This is a genomic window from Streptomyces sp. NPDC048484, assembly GCF_040651415.1.
Lineage (GTDB): Bacteria > Actinomycetota > Actinomycetes > Streptomycetales > Streptomycetaceae > Streptomyces.
The window spans coordinates 107,990-126,877 of record NZ_JBEZJY010000029.1 but is presented as its reverse complement, the minus strand read 5'-3'; the positions used below and the strand labels follow the sequence as shown (position 1 = coordinate 126,877).

At 69.2% G+C, this 18,888-nt stretch carries 16 protein-coding genes, 1 tRNA gene and 1 pseudogene; 8 read left to right on the top strand and 10 right to left on the bottom strand.

Annotated features, from left to right (window positions below; genetic code table 11):
- The coding region (locus AB0D14_RS27890; RefSeq protein WP_362784241.1) for a transposase at positions 1-164 on the bottom strand (164 nt) is incomplete at its 3' end.
- A gap of 89 nt (positions 165-253) precedes the next feature.
- On the opposite strand from AB0D14_RS27890, the pseudogene AB0D14_RS27885 reads away from it, so the two are divergent.
- Positions 254-346, top strand: a pseudogene (locus tag AB0D14_RS27885) (PE-PGRS family protein); the annotation flags it as partial.
- A gap of 1,770 nt (positions 347-2,116) precedes the next feature.
- A complete protein-coding gene (locus tag AB0D14_RS27880) occupies positions 2,117-2,986 on the top strand; it encodes a hypothetical protein (protein WP_362784227.1) in 870 nt (289 codons plus the stop codon).
- A 168-nt stretch (positions 2,987-3,154) separates the two neighbouring features.
- On the opposite strand, the gene AB0D14_RS27875 is transcribed toward AB0D14_RS27880, so the two are convergent.
- From AB0D14_RS27875 to AB0D14_RS27855, 5 genes are all read right to left on the bottom strand, one after another.
- A tRNA-Pro gene (locus tag AB0D14_RS27875) sits at positions 3,155-3,228 on the bottom strand.
- A 50-nt stretch (positions 3,229-3,278) separates the two neighbouring features.
- A complete protein-coding gene (locus AB0D14_RS27870; protein WP_362784225.1) occupies positions 3,279-4,085 on the bottom strand; it encodes a Pr6Pr family membrane protein in 807 nt (268 codons plus the stop codon).
- A gap of 298 nt (positions 4,086-4,383) precedes the next feature.
- Positions 4,384-5,226, bottom strand: coding sequence for an ABC transporter permease (locus AB0D14_RS27865; protein ID WP_362784223.1), 843 nt, complete (start codon positions 5,224-5,226; stop codon positions 4,384-4,386).
- On the bottom strand, positions 5,223-6,914 hold the full coding sequence (locus tag AB0D14_RS27860; protein WP_362784221.1) for an ABC transporter permease subunit: 1,692 nt from the start codon (positions 6,912-6,914) through the stop codon (positions 5,223-5,225). The genes AB0D14_RS27865 and AB0D14_RS27860 overlap by 4 nt, the downstream gene beginning before the upstream one ends.
- A complete protein-coding gene (locus tag AB0D14_RS27855) occupies positions 6,911-7,942 on the bottom strand; it encodes an ATP-binding cassette domain-containing protein (RefSeq protein WP_362784218.1) in 1,032 nt (343 codons plus the stop codon). The genes AB0D14_RS27860 and AB0D14_RS27855 overlap by 4 nt, the downstream gene beginning before the upstream one ends.
- 221 nt (positions 7,943-8,163) lie before the next feature.
- On the opposite strand from AB0D14_RS27855, the gene AB0D14_RS27850 reads away from it, so the two are divergent.
- Positions 8,164-9,639, top strand: a complete 1,476-nt coding sequence (locus AB0D14_RS27850) for a HAMP domain-containing sensor histidine kinase (protein ID WP_362784216.1) — start codon at positions 8,164-8,166, stop codon at positions 9,637-9,639.
- Complete coding sequence (locus AB0D14_RS27845; RefSeq protein WP_362784213.1) at positions 9,636-10,313, top strand: response regulator transcription factor; 678 nt, start codon at positions 9,636-9,638, stop codon at positions 10,311-10,313. The genes AB0D14_RS27850 and AB0D14_RS27845 overlap by 4 nt, the downstream gene beginning before the upstream one ends.
- A gap of 106 nt (positions 10,314-10,419) precedes the next feature.
- Here AB0D14_RS27845 and AB0D14_RS27840 read toward each other — a convergent pair whose 3' ends face one another.
- Positions 10,420-11,358 carry a metallophosphoesterase gene (locus AB0D14_RS27840; protein WP_362784210.1) on the bottom strand — a complete coding sequence of 313 codons (939 nt, stop codon included), beginning with the start codon at positions 11,356-11,358 and terminating at the stop codon, positions 10,420-10,422.
- Between the two features lie 108 nt (positions 11,359-11,466).
- On the opposite strand from AB0D14_RS27840, the gene AB0D14_RS27835 reads away from it, so the two are divergent.
- Entirely contained in the window at positions 11,467-11,931 is a 465-nt protein-coding gene (locus AB0D14_RS27835; RefSeq protein WP_362784208.1) for a GatB/YqeY domain-containing protein, read from the top strand.
- Positions 11,932-12,091: 160 nt separating this feature from the next.
- On the opposite strand, the gene AB0D14_RS27830 is transcribed toward AB0D14_RS27835, so the two are convergent.
- Positions 12,092-14,428, bottom strand: coding sequence for a transglycosylase domain-containing protein (locus AB0D14_RS27830; protein ID WP_362784205.1), 2,337 nt, complete (start codon positions 14,426-14,428; stop codon positions 12,092-12,094).
- 408 nt (positions 14,429-14,836) lie between these two features.
- On the opposite strand from AB0D14_RS27830, the gene wblA reads away from it, so the two are divergent.
- On the top strand, positions 14,837-15,175 hold the full coding sequence (gene wblA, locus AB0D14_RS27825) for a transcriptional regulator WblA (RefSeq protein WP_362784238.1): 339 nt from the start codon (positions 14,837-14,839) through the stop codon (positions 15,173-15,175).
- Between the two features lie 329 nt (positions 15,176-15,504).
- On the opposite strand, the gene AB0D14_RS27820 is transcribed toward wblA, so the two are convergent.
- Together AB0D14_RS27820 and AB0D14_RS27815 are read right to left on the bottom strand one after the other, a co-directional pair.
- Complete coding sequence (locus AB0D14_RS27820) at positions 15,505-16,989, bottom strand: ArsA family ATPase (RefSeq protein WP_362784202.1); 1,485 nt, start codon at positions 16,987-16,989, stop codon at positions 15,505-15,507.
- Positions 16,986-17,963: an ArsA-related P-loop ATPase gene (locus AB0D14_RS27815; RefSeq protein WP_362784199.1), complete on the bottom strand. Its 978-nt coding sequence runs from the start codon at positions 17,961-17,963 to the stop codon at positions 16,986-16,988. The genes AB0D14_RS27820 and AB0D14_RS27815 overlap by 4 nt, the downstream gene beginning before the upstream one ends.
- Positions 17,964-18,247: 284 nt before the next feature.
- Here AB0D14_RS27815 and AB0D14_RS27810 point away from each other — a divergent pair, with 284 nt between their 5' ends.
- Both AB0D14_RS27810 and AB0D14_RS27805 read left to right on the top strand, forming a co-directional pair.
- On the top strand, positions 18,248-18,409 hold the full coding sequence (locus AB0D14_RS27810; RefSeq protein WP_107099910.1) for a DUF4177 domain-containing protein: 162 nt from the start codon (positions 18,248-18,250) through the stop codon (positions 18,407-18,409).
- Positions 18,406-18,873 (top strand): RidA family protein, encoded by a 468-nt coding sequence (locus AB0D14_RS27805; RefSeq protein WP_362784196.1) that lies wholly within the window; start codon positions 18,406-18,408, stop codon positions 18,871-18,873. Before AB0D14_RS27810 ends, AB0D14_RS27805 begins: the two co-directional genes overlap by 4 nt.
- Positions 18,874-18,888: the final 15 nt, after the last annotated feature.

The window sequence follows — 18,888 nt, the reverse complement described above, 5'->3', positions numbered from 1 at the left end:
TGCCGGTTCCCGTCCTCCCCGAGCCGGGCGGCCATCGGCTCGACCGACTTACGCTGCCCGTCGATCAACAGCCCGCGCAGATACACCTGCCCCCACCGGCGCTGATCCTTGCGCGCGAACGGCTCGAACACCTCCGCCGCGAACGCCTCCAACTCACCACGCACCACAGCAATCTCGTCCGGAGTCACACCCTCTCAACGCCACACCGGGCCCCAAGGACACGCACCACCACAACCAACCTGACCAAGCCCTACTAGGCGACCGCGGCCACGCCGTCATCGCCTCCACCATTGAGCGCGACCTGGGCGTCCAAATCTCCAGCCTTGATCCTGACGTGCGTCGATGAGACCGCGCCCCGGATCTGGCTCCGCCTTGGGCGGTGCTGGCTGTGCAGCGGGCTTCTTTTCCTTCTCTGGCCGGTGTGGGTGCCAGCCGTCGAGGAACGGCCGCAGTTGATCTCCCGTCGGCTCCGCGTGGAAGTTGAGGGAAGCCAGGCCCTTGCCGCCAAGTGTGGGGTCGAGCCGGTCGGCCTCCGCCCTGCCCCAAGCCGACCACTCTCGCAGTCTCTCGGCTTCGAGGGCGTCCTCCGACGCGGCGGCGGCTTCATCCAGAGCGGCGCAGAACGTCCGGATCTCCCCGGCAGCCTGCCACCTCTCAAGGGCCGTGCCGAAATGCTCGGCCCGTACCGCGTGAACCGCCTTGATCGAAGCCCCGCTGACGGCGGCCTCCCACTCCCGCCGCTCGCGCTCCTCCCGCTCCGTTTCCTGGCGCCTGCGCTCAGCCTCCTGCCGCTCCCGCTCCTCTCGCAGGCGCTGTTGCTCCGCCTCACGTTCCAGCCGAGCCCGCTCCTCTTCCTCCGCGCGAGCCTTCAATGCCCGGAGGACTGAACCGATCTGCTCCTCCAATGGCTTCTTGGCCGTGTCGGCCCACTCCTTCTTCCAGCCGTAGCTGTAGCTGGAACCCGAGTGCTGGCTGACCAGCAGTTCCAGTTCACCGGACGGCTCGGACTTCTGGGCCGGGGTGACACGTTGCCAGTCGTACGTACGGCGGCCCGGCTGCTTGGGGACGTACCGGACCTGCTTCTGCCCCTCGCGGAAGCTGACCTCGTATGTCCTGCCGTGGACGGTGAGCAGTGGCCTCGGTTGCCTGCGCTTCTTCGACACCGCGATCTCGCCGTGGCGTGCGAGGGTTTGCTCAGCAAGGAGTCGGAGCAGCGAGAGCACCCGGGGGAGGATGTCCTCCGAGATCTCGAAGGCGCTGTGGTCCGCAGTGACTGCGGCGATCACGTCCTCGACATCGGTGATCACACGGCTGCGCGCCAGCCTGATCCGGTTCCACTCGGTCTCGTCCTCGCCGGTCACCCTGAGCAGGCCGAGGAAGAAGTCCCCCTTCGCCCGCCCGCTGTACTTCAGGCTGTATCCCTCGGGGGCGCACTGCCGGGCTGCGTCGAATGCCCTGCGGTAGCGGGCCCGCTCCTCGTCGTTGGGGTTCGGGATCCGGAGGAACCGTCCAGCCTGCTGTACCTCCGTGATCAAAGCGGCACCGACTTCCGCCGGCGACTTCCGTGGAGGTTTGACGGCACGCTGTGAAGCTGGGTTCGTCCTGGGTGGGGGAGCAGCAGCGTCCTGCTCGCTGCGACGGGTAGCTGGCGCCGTGGTTCCAGGGGCCGCCGAACGAGGTTTGCGTGGAAGAGGCTCTGGGCGGTTGGGATGGTGCCCGTGCTCCAGGTAGAAACGCCCAGCGTCAGTGATCTCCGCCTTCCACTCGCCACCCCGCCTCGGCATGGTGACCAACCCGTGGTCTCTGAGAGCGCGGGCTGTGACGGCGAGCTCAGGGCTGCCCGAGGTGATGGGCTCTGTGTCCTGGCCGATACGGGTGAGGAGCGCGAGCTGGCGGTCGTTCAAGGGAGACCAAGGGTGCATGACGACGGTCGTACCGTCTGTCCTCACCTCGCCACAACCCGTATGGGATTACTCCTTCATAGGCCAACCATGGGTCGACGCCGGTCAGCATGACTGGGCTGACCCGCACGAAGCGGCATTTCATGACTTTACGCCTGCATGGCCTGTAAGCGGGCCAAAACTGGTGTCCAGGCGAAGCAGTGGAAGGGAGTGCCATGCAGGAGCTAAAACCGGGGTTCGTGCCCGGGGACGGTCGCGGTGAGGACAAGATGCGCGGGTGCATGAGGGCGCACGACGCCTGGGCATTGGAGTTGCCCGTGTTGATGGGCACGATGAACGCGCGGGCAGTGGAGATCGATCTGGGACAGCAAGGTATGCAGGCGGCACTGGCCGTCATCTCGGGGCGGTTCTGCATGCTTTTGCGTCCCGGTTTGAGTGAGCAGGAAACGGCGTTCAGTATTCGGTCGCTGCTTGCTCGTTACATTCACCGGCCCGCCTCCCTCCTGACTCTCTGGCCGGAGCCAGGTGGGCAACGCGTGGTGGTGAAAGAACCAGATGACTCCTCGGACTTGAAGCTGGAGGACCCGCCGGACGTGCCAGCCGACGTTTTGGCTCTCTACGAGGATGGGAACTGGGCGCCGAAGGACGGATGGCGGAGCGACGACGAGGTCCTGGAGGAACTGAAGAAGATCACCGCCGATCACCTGAAGGGCATTGTGGAGTACATCCCTGAGGAGATGTATCCCTTGCCCGACGGACTGGGCGCTGTTGTCGCCGCCGGGTACGACAGCGAAGGGCTGGCTCACCCGTTGGTGTTCCTTCGCGGTGATCTGCCGGTGGGCCTGTGTGTCGATCTCCTCGGCTTCTCCCTCGCACTGGCAGCCGACGCCGATCGGGGTGATCGGGAACCAGACGAGAACGGCATCTTCTACGTCGGTACGGACGCGGGGCCGGTGTGCGGCCCTGGGGTCGCGCTGCTCGGCGCTCTGATGGTCCAGCGCTTGGGGCGACGCCCGGAAGACTGCGACTTCAGGCTTCTCGACCCGTCGGAGGTAGCCGGCCCGGGACACGAACTGGCGGCTTGAGCGTGATTGGGCGTGCTCGGAGGCGCCGGGCTCCTCAGGTGTTCCGTCAGCTCTCCTTTGGGAGCCGAATTCCGAACTTGGCTCCCAAACGGCTCCCAAAACGTCCGCACAACCACTCAGGGGCCTGATCCGCGTCGCGGATCAGGCCCCTGACTTGGTACTTCACTGTCGGGGTGGCGGGATTTGAACCCACGACCTCTTCGTCCCGAACGAAGCGCGCTGCCAAGCTGCGCTACACCCCGATGTCGCTGGGCGCGGGCCACTCTCGTGGTTGGTGCCGTGGCGACGTCGTTTACTTTAGCCCACCGGTGGCCGGAGACGAAATCCGGTTTTCGGGGGGTCGGTGACGTCGTGACCCGGGCCTGATGTGGTCCACGACGACGATGAAGACGGCCAGGGCGTAGCAGGCGACGCCGAGGATGGTGACGTTGCCCAGGACCTCGACGAAGCCGTGCTGGGACACGTCGAGGAAGGGGTACGGGTAGGGGTTCGGCGTGCCCGGGGGCAGGAGTAGGCCTCGGGTCACGGTGAAGGTCAGGTAGGCGACGGGGAGGATCATCCAGGTGGCCGCGCTGTGGAGGCGCAACGCTCCCGCGCGGGTCAGCAGGAGCCAGTCCAGTCCCACCGCGATGGGGACCGCCGTGTGCAGCAGCTGGTTCGTGAGCGCGTGCCAACCGGTGAGCGTCTCGGCGCCGCCCGTCATGGAGAACGTACTCGCGTTGTCGGCCAGGAGCAGGTGGTAGACCAGGCCTGCGCCGACCGTGTAGAGCAGCGTGCAGGCAGTGATGGACGGCCGCAGCGGGTGGCGTGCCGTCCAGGCCCGGCGGGCCGAGACGGTGAACACCGCAGCCACCAGGATGCTGCTCAGGATCGTGAAGTGGCTCAGGACGCGTGACGGGCTGCCCAGGAGCAGAGCGAGTGTCACGCCTGCGGTTGCCGCGAGCGCGACGAGGAGGCGAAGGGCGGCGACCAGGGGGCGGCGTACGCGCGGGATCACCGCGTACGCCGGTACGACGGGGATGGCGGCAGCGGCGGCGCTGGTGGCCATGCCGGGAAGCCTGGGTATGTCCGGGATCTCTGCAGGTATGGGGGCGGTCATGTCCTCACGCTAAGCGAATCCGGCAAATGGGGGTAAATGGATTGAACCGGATGGGTGTCGTCTCTGGGTTCGCCTCTGGTGTCGCCTCTCGGACGGGAAGGGCGGAGCTCCCGCTGCCGGACCAGCGAAGCCGACGCGCTCGCTGCCGGGTCGGCGTCAACGTGCTCGCGGGCGGCCCGAAGTCAGCGCGCTGGCTGCCGGACCGAAGCTCACACGCTCGTGGTCGGCCCGGTCGGCCCGGTCGGCCCGGCCAGTTCGGTTCGGCCCGGTCGGTTCAGTTCGGTTCAGTTCGGTTCGGCTACGCGTCGCGGATCCGCAGCAGCAGGCCGCCGGCCAGCAACGCGGTCGCGGCCCATGCGGCGAGCACACCCAGGCCGGCCCATGGGCCGATGGGTAACTCTTGTAGACCGGCCGTGGCCTGGACCGCGAGTCCGGCGGTCATCGGCGCGATCTGCTGGAGGTGGCGCTGCCACTCCGGGTTGTTGACCACCTGGGTGACGACCGGGAAGAGGTAGAGCAGCCCGAGCACGATCCCGATGGCTGTCGCCGCCTCCCGTACCGCCGTCGCCACACCGAGGCCGAGCAGGGCGATCAGGACGAGGTAGAGGACCGAGCCGACGGCCGCGCGCAGGGTCGGGCCGTCGGCCAGGGACAGCGGGGCGTAGCCGTGCTCCGCGGTGAATCCGTTGCCGGGCAGGATGAAGCGGCCGGCAAGGAGAGAGGCCAGGACGGCGGCCGTCCCGGAGGCCAGGAGGACCGCGGTGAGGACCGTCGCCTTGGCGGTGAGCACGGTGATTCGGTTCGGCACCGCCGTGAGCGTGGTGCGGATCATCCCGGTGCCGTACTCGCCGCTGACGGCCAGTACCGCGAAGACGGCGACGACCGCCTGCCCGACGGTGACGCCGGTCAGGGCGAGTTTGACGGCGTCCTGACCGCACCCCGTGTCCGGGCACTTCACGGCCTTGGCGGTGCCGCAGCCGACGGCCACGGTCAGAGCGACGGCAAGCAGGAGCAGCCTGCCCGTTCCCCCCGCGGTACGCAGCTTCGTCCACTCCGCGCGCATGGCGCGGCCGAAGTTCCCAGGCCACCGGTCGCTGCCGTCCGCCGTGCTTGCGAGTCGTGTGTCGCTCAGGGAAGTCATACGTCCCTCCCGCGCAACCGGAACACGGCCAGCCCGAAGGCGAGCGCGGCGTAACCGCACAGCACGGCGAAACCGGCCCACGGCGCCAGCGGGTAGTAGCCGGTCGACGGCTCGTACACGCTGAGCACCTGTGCGTAGTGCGGCAGGGTCTGCTGGATGGCGAAGCCCGCCGCCGGCGTCACCCGCAGCAGCCACTCCGAGACGTCGGGTGGCAGCACGCCGGAGGTGGCGAGCAGGAAAGGCAGCACGAGCGACGCGATGACCAGGGCAACCGCCGTGGCGCTGCGTCGCAGGAGGGTGCCGACGCCGAGGGCGAGCACGGCGGTCGTCGCGCAGAGCAGTCCGGTGCCGACGACGACGCGCAGTTCGGTCGCCGACGTGACGGGAAAGACGTGGAAGCCTCTGCCGCGCGCGCTGCGTTCCCCGATGGGGACGGTGATCGCGGCGGCGACCAGGCCGATGCCGAACGCGGCGCCCCCGGCCACGAGGCCCTTGGCGCCCAGTACCCGGCCGCGCAGGGGAGTCGCCGCCATGGTCGTGCGCAGCAGGCCTCGCCGGTACTCGCCGGTGATGAACACCGTGCCTACGGCGATCACCACGATGAGCCCGGCGAATGTGCCGACGAGGAAGTTCTCCACGGAAAAGCCGGCGCCCATGACGGGCCCGCCGACGACCGGCGCGATGTCACCGGCCCCGGTCACGGTGAACCCACCGCCGTCGGTCCGGGTGAAGCCGCCCTTGACGGTGTTCGTGTAGCTGCCGGAGGTACCCGCGTCGCCGCCCACCTGTGTGCCGCTCCACCTGCCGTGGGACCAGCTGCCCGTGAGGCCGGGGCGGCTGAAGGCGCCGGTGGCCACGGCGGGACCGAAGCCCACGCCCGCCGCGGTGTCCTGCTTCGCCTCCGGTGACGTGGCGAAGAGCCCGGCCCGTACGGTGCGCGCAAGTCCGGGCAGGTTCGTGCTGCCGATCTTCGTGAAGCGGGAGCCGTCGGTGGAGGTGTAACCGGTGAGGCTGTCGCCGGAGCGGACCAAACGCAGCCAGTACGGGGACTCCTCGGCGACCTTGCCGGAAGGGCCTGCCGTGTCGTGGGTGTAGTCGTACTGCATGCGCACGCCATGCCTGCCGGTGGCCATGACCGCCGCGTACGGGGATCCCTGGGTGAGGCTCTCTTTAACGATGATCCCGGCCTTCGCCCAGGGCTGGGCGCCGGTGCCGCCGGCCGGGTTACCTCCGGCGGGCTTGCCTCCGCCCGGCTCCCCTCCCTCCGGTTTACCTCCGGCCGACTTGCCCCCGGTCGGCTCGCCGCCGGTTCCGGTGTCGGCCCAGCCGGTCAGGGAGCGCAGGGAAACGGTGAGGCTGCCATCGCCGGTGAGCGTCTTGTGGACGAAGTGGAAGCTGTCGCTGACGGCCTCGCCACCGGGGCCTTTCGGGTACGAGGTGGCGGCGCCGGAGCCCTTCGGGTTCGGGGCGCCACCGCCGGAGCCCGCGGGGGCGGCCGTGCTGAGCAGGCCGACCACGATCGTCACGAGGAGTGCCCCCGCCATGCCGAGGACCCAGCCCCGTACCGTACGGAACTTGGTCCACTCGGCGTGCAGCGTTTCGAGGAAGCCGAAGCCACCCCGCTCGGTGCGTGGCGCGGTCGAGGGACGGGGGAGGGGACGGGGGCGGGGGGTGAGGGTGGGCGTCATCGCGTGGCCTTCCCCTCAGGGATGCCCCGGTACTCCACCGCGTCCTGGGTGAGCTCCATGTACGCCTCTTCGAGGGTCGCGCGGTGCGCGGACACCTGCGAGAACGGCACCCCGTTACGGGCGAGCAGGGCCACGATCTCCTCGTCGGGCAGGCCCAGGACGCCGAGAGTGTCAGAGCCGGTGGCGAGCACGGTGGCGCCCGCGGCTTCCAGGGCCTGGGCCGCGCGCGGGGGCGCGGAGGTGCGCAGGGTGACCCGGCCGCCGGACGTCTCGGCGAGCAGCTCGCGCACGCCGGTGTCAGCGAGGACCCGGCCGCGTCCGATCACCACGAGATGGTCCGCGGTGTCTTCGAGTTGGCCCATCAGGTGACTGGAGACCAGGACGGCGCGGCCCTGCCGGGCAAGTGCCGTCAGGAAGCCGCGCATCCATACGATGCCGTCGGGGTCGAGGCCGTTGAACGGCTCGTCCAGCATGACCACCGGCGGGTCGCCGAGCAGTGCCGCCGCGATTCCCAGGCGCTGACGCATCCCCAGAGAGAATCCGCCCGCCTTGCGCCGGGCCGCCGTGCCCAGGCCGGTCTGTTCGATGACCTCGTCCACCCGCCGGGCCGACACGCCCTGCGAATGGGCCAGCCACAGCAGGTGGTTACGGGCGGTGCGGCTTGGCTGCAGCGCGGAGGCGTCGAGCAGTGCCCCCAGATGCCGCAGCGGGCGACGCAGGGTGCGGTACGGTACCCCGCCGACCAGCGCCTTTCCCTCCTCAGCCGAGTCCAGGCCCAGGATGACGCGCATCGTCGTGGACTTTCCCGCGCCGTTCGGGCCGACGAAGGCGGTCACTCGCCCCGGGCGCACGGTGAACGTCATCCCGTCCAGGGCCAGCTGCGGCCCGAAGCGTTTGCGTAAACCGATGACCTCGATGGTCGCCTTCGTTTCGTCGCTGCCGTCACCGCTGTCGCTGTCGCTGCCGTCACCGCCGTAGCTGTCGCAACTGTCGTAACTGCCGCCGTTGGCAGCGCTTTTATCACTCATGGGCCGAACCCTGTGACAACGCGGGTTACAGGGGCCGAACTGGCGCTGTCATCTCGCTGTTAGGCGTCGCCGCCTAGCCTGGTCACGCCGCCGGGCCCAGGTACGTTGCCTGGCCCGGGTACGCCGCCCGGCTTGGGCCCGGCACCCTCGGTCCGGGCACGGCACCTTGGCCGGGACGTCCCCGGTTCAGGTCGCGCAGGTCGCGAGAAGGGAGCAGGCGGATGAAATGGGCTCCGCCCCGACGGCTCACGGCCCTGACCACCCGGCTCGGACTGCGCCGTGGCACCGTCCGCCCCCGCCTCACCGTCCGCGCCCGTTTCACCGCCTTGTACGTCACTCTCTTCCTGCTGTCCGGAACGGCACTGCTCGCCATCACCGCCGTGGTGGCATCCGGCGGATCAAGCGACAGCCAGACCGCGCCAGGCAACGGCGCCGGTCGGCCCGCCACGGCGGCACAGGCCCAGGGCCGTATCGACGAGCTGGAACAGCAACTGGCCCAGGCGCACGCCACCCAGTCCCAGCAGATCCTGACCGGGTCCGCCATCGCGCTCGGCGTCATGGCGGTGATCTCGGTCGGCCTCGGCTGGTTCGTCGCCGGCCGGGTGCTGCGCCCGCTGCGGGTGATGACGGCGGCCACCCGCCGGATCACGGCCGACAGCCTGCACGAACGCCTGGCGATAGGCGGCCCCGGCGACGAGGTGAAGGACCTGGCCGACACCATCGACGACCTCCTCGGCCGCCTGGAGGGCTCCTTCGACGCTCAGCGCCTCTTCGTTGCCAACGCCTCCCACGAACTGCGTACCCCGCTCACCACGATGCGGGCCTCCCTGGACGTGGCCCTCGCCAAACCGGGCCCCGTACCCGAGACTACGGCCGTCCTGGCCGGCCGTCTGCGCACCGGACTCGACCAGGTGGACCGGCTGTTGGAGAGTTTCCTCGTCCTGGCGCGCACCCGGCACGGCGGGTTCACCGACTCGGAGCGGTTTGTCCTCGGCCCGCTCGTGCTGACCGCCCTGGCCGGACGGGCCGCGGACATCGCGGCCAAGGGTCTGACGGTGCGCGAGAACATGATCGATGACTCCGCGTGGGTGTGGGGCAGCCGGACCCTGCTGCGACGCGTGGCCGACAACGTGATCGACAACGCGATCACGCACAACGACTCCGGGGGCTGGATCGGCGTCGCGGTGCTGGCCGAAGGAAGCGCGGGGCACGGCGGCGGCGAAAAACGTGACGGCGGCGCAGGACGCGACGGCGGCGCAGGACACGAAGCGCATGCAGGACGTGAAGAAGACGTAGGCCGCGAAGAAGACGTGGGACGTGAAGAAGATGTAGGCCGCGAAGGAGACGCCGGACGTGACGGGGGCGCAGGCCTCGACGCCGGTGCGGTGTCCCTTGTCGTCGAGTCCGGTGGACCGGTCCTTGACCAGCGGCGGGTGGCAGACCTCGTGCGGCCCTTCCGCCGACTCGGCGCCGACCGGACCGGCACCGGCCAGGGGAGCGGCCTCGGCCTCTCCATCGTCGCGGCCGTCGTCGAGGCCCACCTCGGTACCCTGGACCTGCGCGCCCGCCCCGACGGCGGCCTGCGCGTCACCGTCACCCTCCCCATCACCCGCCCCGTCACTCTCTCCACCACCCACGCCGGCCAAGGCGACAGTGCGGCCGACGCCCCCGACACCAGGACGGACGTGCCGCGTTGAGAGTCCTGGTGGTCGAGGATGCCCGCCCCCTGGCCGAGGTGGTCGCCGAGGGGCTGCGCGACCAGGGCATGGCCGTGGACGTGGCCCACGACGGGCTCGACGCCGCGGCCAAGCTGGACGTCAATGCGTATGACGTCGTCGTGCTCGACCGCGATCTGCCAGGCATCCACGGCGACACCCTCTGCCAGATGATCACTGAGCGGGACGGCCGCGTGATGGTCCTGATGCTGACCGCCGCCGACTCGCCCGGCGACCGCGTCAGCGGGCTGACCCTGGGCGCCGACGACTACCTCGCCAAGCCCTTCCACTTCCCCGAGCTCGTCCTGCGCATCCGTGCCCTGGCCCGCCGCCGCCCCAGCGCCCCGTCCCGCACGCTGCGTACGGCGGGCATCGAACTCGACCCGATGCGCCGCACCGCCAGCCGCGACGGCAGCCAACTCGCAGTCTCCGTAAAGGAGTTCGCGGTACTCGAAGCTCTCCTGACCGCGAGCCCCGCCTTCCTCAGCGCGGAGGAACTCCTCGAACAGGTCTGGGACGAGCACGCCGACCCGTTCACCAACACGGTCACGGTGACCATCAGCCGCCTGCGCCGCAAACTCGGCGACCCTCCGGTCATCACCACCACGCCCGGCGTGGGGTACCGGATCATCGACTCGGCTGCCCCACGCGACTGAGCACCCGACTGAGCACCCCACCGAGCATCGCGCTGAGCACCCGACTGAGCACCCCACTGAGTGGCCGGCCAGGGGGCGCCAGGTTCTAGGCGAGTCCAGGCGAGTCCTAGGCGGCGGCTCGCGCCGTCAGCGTCAGCAACGTCGCCTCTGGGGGGCACGCGAACCGCAGGGGTGTGTACCTGCTCGTCCCGCAGCCCGCCGACACGTGCATGTACGCCGTCCGCCCGGACTCCGCCTCCGTGTGCTGGGACAGGCCCTTCACCCGGTCGGTGTCCAGGTCGCAGTTGGTGACCAGGGCGCCGTAGAAGGGGATGCACACCTGACCGCCGTGCGTGTGGCCCGCCAGGATCAACGGGTAGCCGTCCGCGGTGAAGGCGTCCAGCGCACGCAGGTACGGCGCGTGCACGATGCCCAGCGAGATGTCGGCCGCGGCGGACGGGCCGCCGGCCACGCGCGCGTACCGGTCGCGCTTGACGTGCGGGTCGTCGAGCCCGGTCAGCTCGATCTCGAAGCCGTCGATCTTCAGCGAGCCACGGACGTTCGTCAGGTTCAGCCAGCCCGCGGAGTCGAACCCGTCGCGCAGCGCCTCCCACGGGTTGTGGACGACGTTGACGGCGGGCGCGTTGCCGTTCAGCCCGTGCCGGCCCTGCGTCTTCTCGAACAAGTAGCGGACGGGGTTGCGGAGCGTGGGCCCGTAGTAGTCGTTCGAGCCGAAGACGTACGCACCGGGGAACTCCATCAGAGGGCCGAGGGCGTCCATGACCTCCGGTACGCCCTCCGGGTCGGAGAGGTTGTCCCCGGTGTTGATGACGAAGTCGGGGCGCAGCCCGGCCAGCGAGCGCAGCCAGTGCTGCTTCTTGCGCTGACCGCTCACCATGTGGATGTCGGACACCTGGAGCACACGCAACGGCCGCATTCCGGGTGGCAGCACCGGGATCGTCACTCGTCGCAGACGGAAGGAGCGGGCTTCGAACCCCGCTGAGTAGAGCAGACCGGCGGCGCCAGCCGCCGCGATTCCCAGAGGTACTCCGTATCGCGCGCGCATACGCCCATCGTGTCAGACGCCGACCGCCCCCGGCCCCACGGGATCCCCCGGACCGACAGGACCTAAATCCATGGGCGGCCGCTGCACCACACCTGCGACAATCGCCTCATGACCACCCTCAAGTCGAAGCTGCAGGCAGACCTCAACGCCGCGATCAAGGAGCGCGACGGACTCCGCTCCTCGACGCTCCGGCTGACCCTCGCCGCGATCCAGAAGGAAGAGGTCGCGGGTACGGAGAAGCGCGAGCTCTCGGACGACGAGGTGCAGAAGGTGATCGCCAAGGAGGCGAAGAAGCGCCGCGAGGCGGCCGAGGCCTTCGCGCAGGGCGGCCGCGCCGAGTCGGCCGAGCGGGAGAAGGCGGAGGGCGAGGTCCTCGCCGGCTACCTGCCGAAGCAGCTCTCCGACGACGAGCTCCAGCAGATCGTCGCGCAGGCGGTTGCCGAGGCGAAGGCGGCCGGCGCGGAGGGCCCCCGTGCCATGGGGCAGGTCATGAAGATCGTGAACCCGAAGGTGGCCGGCCAGGCCGACGGCGGCCGCGTCGCCGCGGCGGTCAAGACGCTGCTCGCGGGCTGAGCCCGGAGCGAACCGGCCGCAGCCGTACGCCGATGGGGGCGCCCCTCAGAACAAGGGGCGCCCCCATCGGCGTACAGGCAATGCAAAGGGCAGGCCTACTGGACGGGTCTACGGGTCTACGGGTCTGCGGGTTACCAGACCGCCGGCCTACGGGACGGGTCTACGGCCAGTTGCCGCCGCCGCCGTTCCCGTTCCCGCCGCCGTTGTCACCCTCGTTCCCGCCGCCGTTGTCGCCCTCGTTCCCGCCGATCGTCCAATCGTCCGGGATCGAGATGGTCGGCGCCGGGAAGTCGGGCTGGCCGTTACCGCCGTTGTCCCCGCCCCCGTTGTTGTTTCCCCGGTTGTTCCCCTTGTCGCCGTCGCCGTCGTCGTTGTCGTTGTCACCGTTGTCCCCGTCGCCACGGCCCTTGTCCCGGTCTTCCTTGGGATCGGGGATGTTGACGAGGTTGAAGCCCGGGGATTCCTTGCCCGACAGGGCGCCGCTCATGGCGTCCTTCCAGATCGGTCCGGGCACCGCGCCGCCGAAGACCTTCTCGTGCCACTGCCCGCCGATCGTGATGTTGACCATCTTGACCTTCTGGGTGGCGCTGCCGACCCAGACCGCGCCGGACATGTTCGGTGTGTAGCCGACGAACCAGGCGTTCTTGCGGAAGTCCGTCGTACCGGTCTTACCGGCGTTGGCGCGGTCGGTGAGGCCGGCCTCCCGACCCGTACCGGAGTCGACCACGCCGCTGAGCAGCGTGTTGACCGTGTCCGCGGTGTTCTCCGACATCGCGCGCGAGCACGCCGACTTCGGAACCTGCAGGGACTTCTTCTCACCGCCGAGCTGCTGGCTGATCGACGCGATCGCGATCGGCGTGCAGTACTCACCCCGGTTGGCGAAGGCGGCGTACGCGCTCGCCATGGTCAGCGGCGAGATACCGGTGGAGCCGAGGGTCATCGACGCGGGCCGCTCGGGCAGCTTCGTGCCGTCGCCCTGCACGACGCCCAGCTTGTCGGTCATCTTCACCACCGGGCACATGCCGATGTCTTCGAGCATCTGCACGAAGTAGGTGTTGACCGACAGCGCCATGGCCTTCTTCAGCGGGTACGGGCCGACCTCCGACTCGTCCTCGTTCTCGACCTTCGCGTTCTCGCTGTTGCGCCAGGTCTTTCCGTCGCACGCCTGGACGCTGGCGGGATACGGCATCTGGTACGGCGCGGGGTAGACCTGTGTGGGCTGCTTGCCACCCTCCAGGGCGGCCGCGGCCAGGAACGGCTTGAACGTCGAACCGGTCGGGAAGCCGAAGTTCGAACCGCCCATCTTCTGGTCGACCGAGTAGTTGATCTCGGTCTCGTTCTTCCCGTAGCCGTACGGCTTCGACTGGCCCATCGCCAGGATCTTGCCGGAGCCGGGCTCGACGAGCGTCGACGCCGCCGCGACCTTGTCCGTCTGGTTGACGTGGTCCTTGAGCGAGGTCTGGACCGATTTCTGCGCCTGCGGGTCGAGCGTCGTACGGATCGTCAGGCCACCCTGGTTCCAGACCTTGGCCCGAGCCTTCTTGGTCTTGCCGAAGACCGGGTCGTTCTGGAACACCTTGCGCACGTAGGCGCAGAAGAAGCTGGCGTCCTTGACGGCCGTGATGCAGCCGTTGTTCGGCTTGCTGACCTTCAGGCCGAGCGGCGTCTTCTTGGCCGCGGCGGCCTCCGCCCGCGAGATGTCGTGCACCTCGGCCATGCGCTGCAGCACCACGTTGCGCCGCTTCACGGCCTCGGCCTCGTCGTTGACCGGGTCGTACCGGCTCGGCGACTGGACGATGCCGGCGAGGAGCGCGGCCTCCTGCACCTCAAGGTCCTTGGCCGACTTGGAGAAGTAGCGCTGGGCGGCGGCCTCCACACCGTAGGCCTGCTGCCCGAAGAACGTGATGTTCAGGTAGTTCTCGAGGATCTTCTTCTTGCCGAGCTCCTCCTCGACCTGGATCGCGAACTTCAGCTCGCGGATCTTCCGGCCGAGGGTCTGCTGAGTGGCCTGGGCGACCTTGGTCGCGTCGTCGCCGGCCTCCTCCACGAAGACGTTCTTCACGTACTGCTGCGTGAGCGTGGAGGCGCCCTCCGAGACGCCGCCGCTCTGCGCGTTCTTGTTGAGGGCCCGCAGGACGCCCTTGAGGTCGACCGCGCCGTGCTGGTAGAAGCGTCCGTCCTCGATCGCGACGATCGCCTTCTGCATGTACGGCGAGATGTCCTTGAGGTCGACCACCGTGCGGTCACGTGAGTAGACCGTGGCGATCTGGCCGCCCTGGTTGTCCAGGATCGTGGTGCGCTGGCTCAGCGGCGGCCGCTTCAGGTTGGCGGGGATCTCGTCGAATCCCTCGACCGAACCCTTGGCCGCGAGACCGAGTGCGCCGAACGCCGGCACGGCGATCCCGGCCATGACGGCTCCCGCGAGCACACTGACACCGAGGAATTTGGCGGCCTGCTGTGTGGGAGACAGACCACCGCCCGAGCGCTTGTTTGGCATGAGGGCAGCCTACGTTCTCATTTGCCGGACACGCGTAAAGGCATTGGCCTAAGCTGCTCTCAACTGTCACAGCAGTAGGGCTACGTATCAATACGTCCGGCGACCCCGAATCGCCTCGGTCTTCTCTCAACTTTTTTGTTGAGGACGTGCCCGAATACGCCTCATGTGTCACCTGGCGTCCGTTGTGACGGTACTCAACTGCCCCGGTTTGCCGGGAAGGTCACGTATGCCGTCGGGTCACTCCGTTGGGTGATCTGTCGCGTACCCATAGTCCATTCGGGCCATTCAAGATTGGGCCCGAAGGGGCTGGTTGACTGTGCCCACCTTCCGTAACGTCCTCAACTGGCGGCGGTGAATATGCCGCTGCCGCCGTGGGGGAGCCTCGATTCGGGAGAGGACGGCGCCGGTATGGGCTGGGTTACCGACTGGAGTGCGCAGGCGGCCTGCCGCACTACCGATCCGGATGAACTGTTCGTTCAAGGAGCAGCGCAGAACAGGGCCAAGGCGGTGTGCACCGGATGTCCGGTGCGCACGGAGTGCCTGGCTGACGCGCTGGACAACCGCGTCGAGTTCGGCGTGTGGGGAGGGATGACGGAGCGGGAGCGCCGCGCACTGCTGCGCAGGCGGCCAACCGTCACCTCTTGGCGCACGCTGCTTGAAACCGCGCGTACCGAGTACGAGCGAGGGGCAGGAATCCTGCCTCTCGACGAGGAAGAGGTGTACGAGAACTACGCAGCGGTGGGCTGACTGGACTGCCGACCGACTGACCGGACTGCCGATGGACCGCCGATCAGGCTTCCGTGCGCGTACGGGCCCACCACGGCTCCGTACGCGCCAGGGGTGCAACTGGCGTACTCGGAGGTACGAGTGACGTCTACGTGATCTCCGTACGGTGGCGTACACAACGTAGGCGACGGCGTACGCGACGTACGACGGCGTAGGTACCTACCCGACGTACGACGGCGTACGTGACCGCGTGATGTACGAGGGCGTACGGCGACTTACAGCGACGTACACGGCGCACGCCGGTGTACGCGGTCGGTGTACGCGGTCAGGGCCCCGCGGTCACGCGAGGCTCAGGAAGCTCCGGCCGGGGAAGCTCCGGCGGGTGAGGCGTTGGCCGCGAGCCGGTGCCCGATGTCCCGCAGTCCAGCGAGGTCGTGCACATCGCCGGGCAGCGCGCTCACTTCGGCGACGTCCACCTCGGGGTGGAGCGCGGCGAAGCGATCACGTGTGCGCTGTTCGCGGGAGAGCAGCTGCATACGTTCGGCGTGCAGCCTCAGCAGGCCTGCGGTGAGTTGTTCGACGGTGCGTTCGACGGTGCGTTCGGCAGTGGGGTGGGCGGTGAGGTCTTCTGTCCCGGCTCCGTCTGTGCTGGTCCGGTCCGCGGCGGGGGAGCCTGCGTCGGATGCGGGAGTCTCGGGAACGGTGGTCTGGGTAGCGGGTGGTTCTGAACTGCCGTACGTGTCGGGAGAGTTACGAAGACCAGCTTTCCCTCCCATCTGATCAACAATGCGGGCCTCGGCAAGATTTTCCGCGGCGGCGAGCGCACGCTCGGCAGACAGCTGGGTGGCGCCGCTGCCGTGGACCCGGTTCAGCACGAGACCGGCGAGCGGCATGTCCTCGGCGGCCAGCCGCTCCACGAAGTACGCGGCCTCGCGCAGCGCGTCCCGCTCGGGGGCCGCAACGACCAGGAACGCCGTGCCGGGCGCCTGGAGCAGCTTGTACGTGGCGTCCGCGCGGGTACGGAAACCACCGAAGGTGGTGTCCATGGCGGCCACGAACGTCTGCACGTCCTTGAGGAGCTGGCCGCCCAGCAGCTTGCCGATGGTGCCGGTCATCATCGACATCCCGACGTTCAGGAACTTCATCCCGGCCCGGCCGCCCAGCTTGGCCGGCGCGGTCAGCAGCCGGATCAGCTTGCCGTCCAGGAACGACCCGAGCCGCTTCGGGGCGTCCAGGAAGTCGAGAGCCGAGCGGGAGGGCGGGGTGTCGACGACGATGAGGTCCCACTCGTCGCGTGCCCGCAGCTGCCCCAGCTTCTCCATCGCCATGTACTCCTGCGTGCCCGCGAAGCCCGCCGAGAGTGACTGGTAGAAGGGGTTGTTCAGGATCGTGGCCGCCCGCTCGCGGTCCGCGTGCGCCTCGACGATCTCGTCGAAGGTGCGCTTCATGTCGAGCATCATCGCGTGCAGTTCGCCGCTCGCGGAGTCGTCGACGCCCTTCACCCGGCGCGGGGTGTTGTCGAGCGCGTCGATGCCCATCGACTGGGCGAGCCTGCGCGCCGGGTCGATGGTGAGGACGACCACCTTGCGGCCGCGTTCGGCGGCCCGCAGCCCCAGAGCCGCCGCGGTGGTGGTCTTGCCGACGCCGCCCGAACCGCAGCAGACCACGATGCGGGTCCCGGGGTCGTCGATCAGCGCGTCGACGCCGAGGACGGCCGCGGACGCGGTGTCGATCGCGCGGGCCGGGTCGTGTGCGCCGACGGGGTGACGTGCGGCGGCGCCGGCGGCGTCGTGCGCGTGGGCGGGGTCGTGTGCGCGGGCCGGGTCCTGGCTCATGAGATCCCTTGCTGACGCAGTTCCGTGGCGAGTTCGTACAGGCCCGCGAGGTCCATTCCCTCGGCGAGCAGCGGGAGTTCGTGCAGGGGCAGGCCCAGGTCCTGGAGGACGGCCCGCTGCTCACGCTCCAGCGCGTACCGCTCGGCGTACTCGTCCGCCTGGTTCAGCAGCGGCTCCACCAGACGCTCGGCGACCCCGCCGCGGCGTGCGCCGCCGAGGCCGGCGGCCGACAGCGACTTGGCGATGGCCGCACGCGGTGCCTTGCGGGTGAACTCCAGGTCGGCCTCGTCGAGGATCGCGGGCCGCACCATGTTCACGATGATCCGCCCCACCGGCAGCCGCGCGGCACGCAGCTCCGCGATGCCGTCGGCCGTCTCCTGGACGGGCATCTCCTCAAGGAGCGTCACCAGGTGCACGGCGGTCTCGGGCGACTTGAGCACCCGCATGACGGCCTGCGCCTGATTGTGTACCGGACCGATCTTGGCGAGCCCGGCCACCTCGTCGTTCACGTTGAGGAAGCGGGTGATCCGGCCGGTCGGCGGGGCGTCCATCACGACGTAGTCGTACGCGAACCGCCCGCGCTTGTCCTTTCGGCGTACGGCCTCACAGGCCTTACCCGTGAGGAGCACATCCCTGAGACCGGGCGCGATGGTGGTCGCGAAGTCGATGGCGCCCAGCTTCTTCAGGGCGCGTCCTGCGCCACCGAGTTTGTAGAACATCTGGAGGTAGTCCAGAAGGGCCAGCTCGGGGTCGATGGCAAGGGCGTACACCTCCCCGCCACCGGGAGCGACGGCGATCTTCCGCTCCTCGTAAGGCAGCGCCTCCGTCTCGAAGAGTTGCGCGATGCCCTGTCTGGCCTCGACCTCGACCAGAAGGGTGCGTTTGCCCTCGGTCGCGAGGGCGAGCGCGAGTGCTGCGGCGACCGTGGTCTTTCCGGTACCGCCCTTGCCGCTGACGACCTGAAGCCTGCTCACGTCTTCGAGCCTAATTCCTCACTGAGTGTTGCGGTGGCCGTGGGTGCGGTTACGAGGTCCGCGATTACCCGCGATCACCCGCGATCACCCGCGATCACCCGCGATCACCCGCGGTCATCCGCGACCGTGAACCCCTGGGCTGCGACCACTGACCCGTCGGCCCTGCTTCGCATACGGGTGCCCAGGGAGCGCCTCGCCCAGTCATCGGCCGGAGCGACGGCCGGAGCGACGGACAGAGGCAGGTCCACGAGGGGCGTGCCGCGCCAGCGGATACAGTCGCTCTCATGACCAAGTGGGAATACTCGACTGTGCCGCTGCTCGTCCACGCCACGAAGCAGATTCTGGACACCTGGGGCGAGGACGGCTGGGAACTCGTCCAGGTCGTGCCCGGGCCGAACAACCCCGAGCAGCTCGTCGCCTACCTGAAGCGGGAGAAGGCCGCGTGAGCGCTGTGGAGGCGAAGCTGGCCGAACTGGGGCTGACCCTGCCGGGCGTCGTGCCTCCGCTGGCCGCGTACCAGCCCGCGGTGAAGTCGGGCGTGTACGTGTACACGGCCGGCCAGCTCCCGATGGTGGACGGCAAGCTTCCGCTCACCGGCAAGGTGGGCGCGGAGGTCACGCCGGAGGAGGCCAGGGAACTGGCCCGCACCTGCGCGCTGAACGCCCTCGCGGCGGTCAAGTCGGTCGCGGGTGACCTCGACCGCATCGCGCGCGTGGTGAAGGTCGTCGGTTTCGTCGCCTCGGCCGCAGACTTCACCGGCCAGCCCGCCGTCCTGAACGGCGCGAGCGAACTTCTCGGCGCGGTCCTCGGCGACAAGGGTGTGCACGCGCGCAGCGCGGTCGGCGTGGCGGTCCTGCCGCTCGACGCGCCCGTCGAGGTCGAGATCCAGGTGGAACTCACGGAGGCGTGAGCATGCCTTCGCCCG

Bases quoted from the DNA above. Each gene is read 5' to 3' on its own strand.
- AB0D14_RS27840 (WP_362784210.1), bottom strand. From the start codon at position 11,358: ATGCGCGCGCGATACGGAGTACCTCTGGGAATCGCGGCGGCTGGCGCC.
- wblA (WP_362784238.1), top strand. From the start codon at position 14,837: ATGGGCTGGGTTACCGACTGGAGTGCGCAGGCGGCCTGCCGCACTACC.
- AB0D14_RS27860 (WP_362784221.1), bottom strand. From the start codon at position 6,914: ATGACGCCCACCCTCACCCCCCGCCCCCGTCCCCTCCCCCGTCCCTCG.
- AB0D14_RS27820 (WP_362784202.1), bottom strand. From the start codon at position 16,989: ATGAGCCAGGACCCGGCCCGCGCACACGACCCCGCCCACGCGCACGAC.
- AB0D14_RS27810 (WP_107099910.1), top strand. From the start codon at position 18,248: ATGACCAAGTGGGAATACTCGACTGTGCCGCTGCTCGTCCACGCCACG.
- AB0D14_RS27830 (WP_362784205.1), bottom strand. From the start codon at position 14,428: ATGCCAAACAAGCGCTCGGGCGGTGGTCTGTCTCCCACACAGCAGGCC.
- AB0D14_RS27870 (WP_362784225.1), bottom strand. From the start codon at position 4,085: ATGACCGCCCCCATACCTGCAGAGATCCCGGACATACCCAGGCTTCCC.
- AB0D14_RS27835 (WP_362784208.1), top strand. From the start codon at position 11,467: ATGACCACCCTCAAGTCGAAGCTGCAGGCAGACCTCAACGCCGCGATC.
- AB0D14_RS27880 (WP_362784227.1), top strand. From the start codon at position 2,117: ATGCAGGAGCTAAAACCGGGGTTCGTGCCCGGGGACGGTCGCGGTGAG.
- AB0D14_RS27865 (WP_362784223.1), bottom strand. From the start codon at position 5,226: ATGACTTCCCTGAGCGACACACGACTCGCAAGCACGGCGGACGGCAGC.
- AB0D14_RS27855 (WP_362784218.1), bottom strand. From the start codon at position 7,942: ATGAGTGATAAAAGCGCTGCCAACGGCGGCAGTTACGACAGTTGCGAC.
- AB0D14_RS27850 (WP_362784216.1), top strand. From the start codon at position 8,164: ATGAAATGGGCTCCGCCCCGACGGCTCACGGCCCTGACCACCCGGCTC.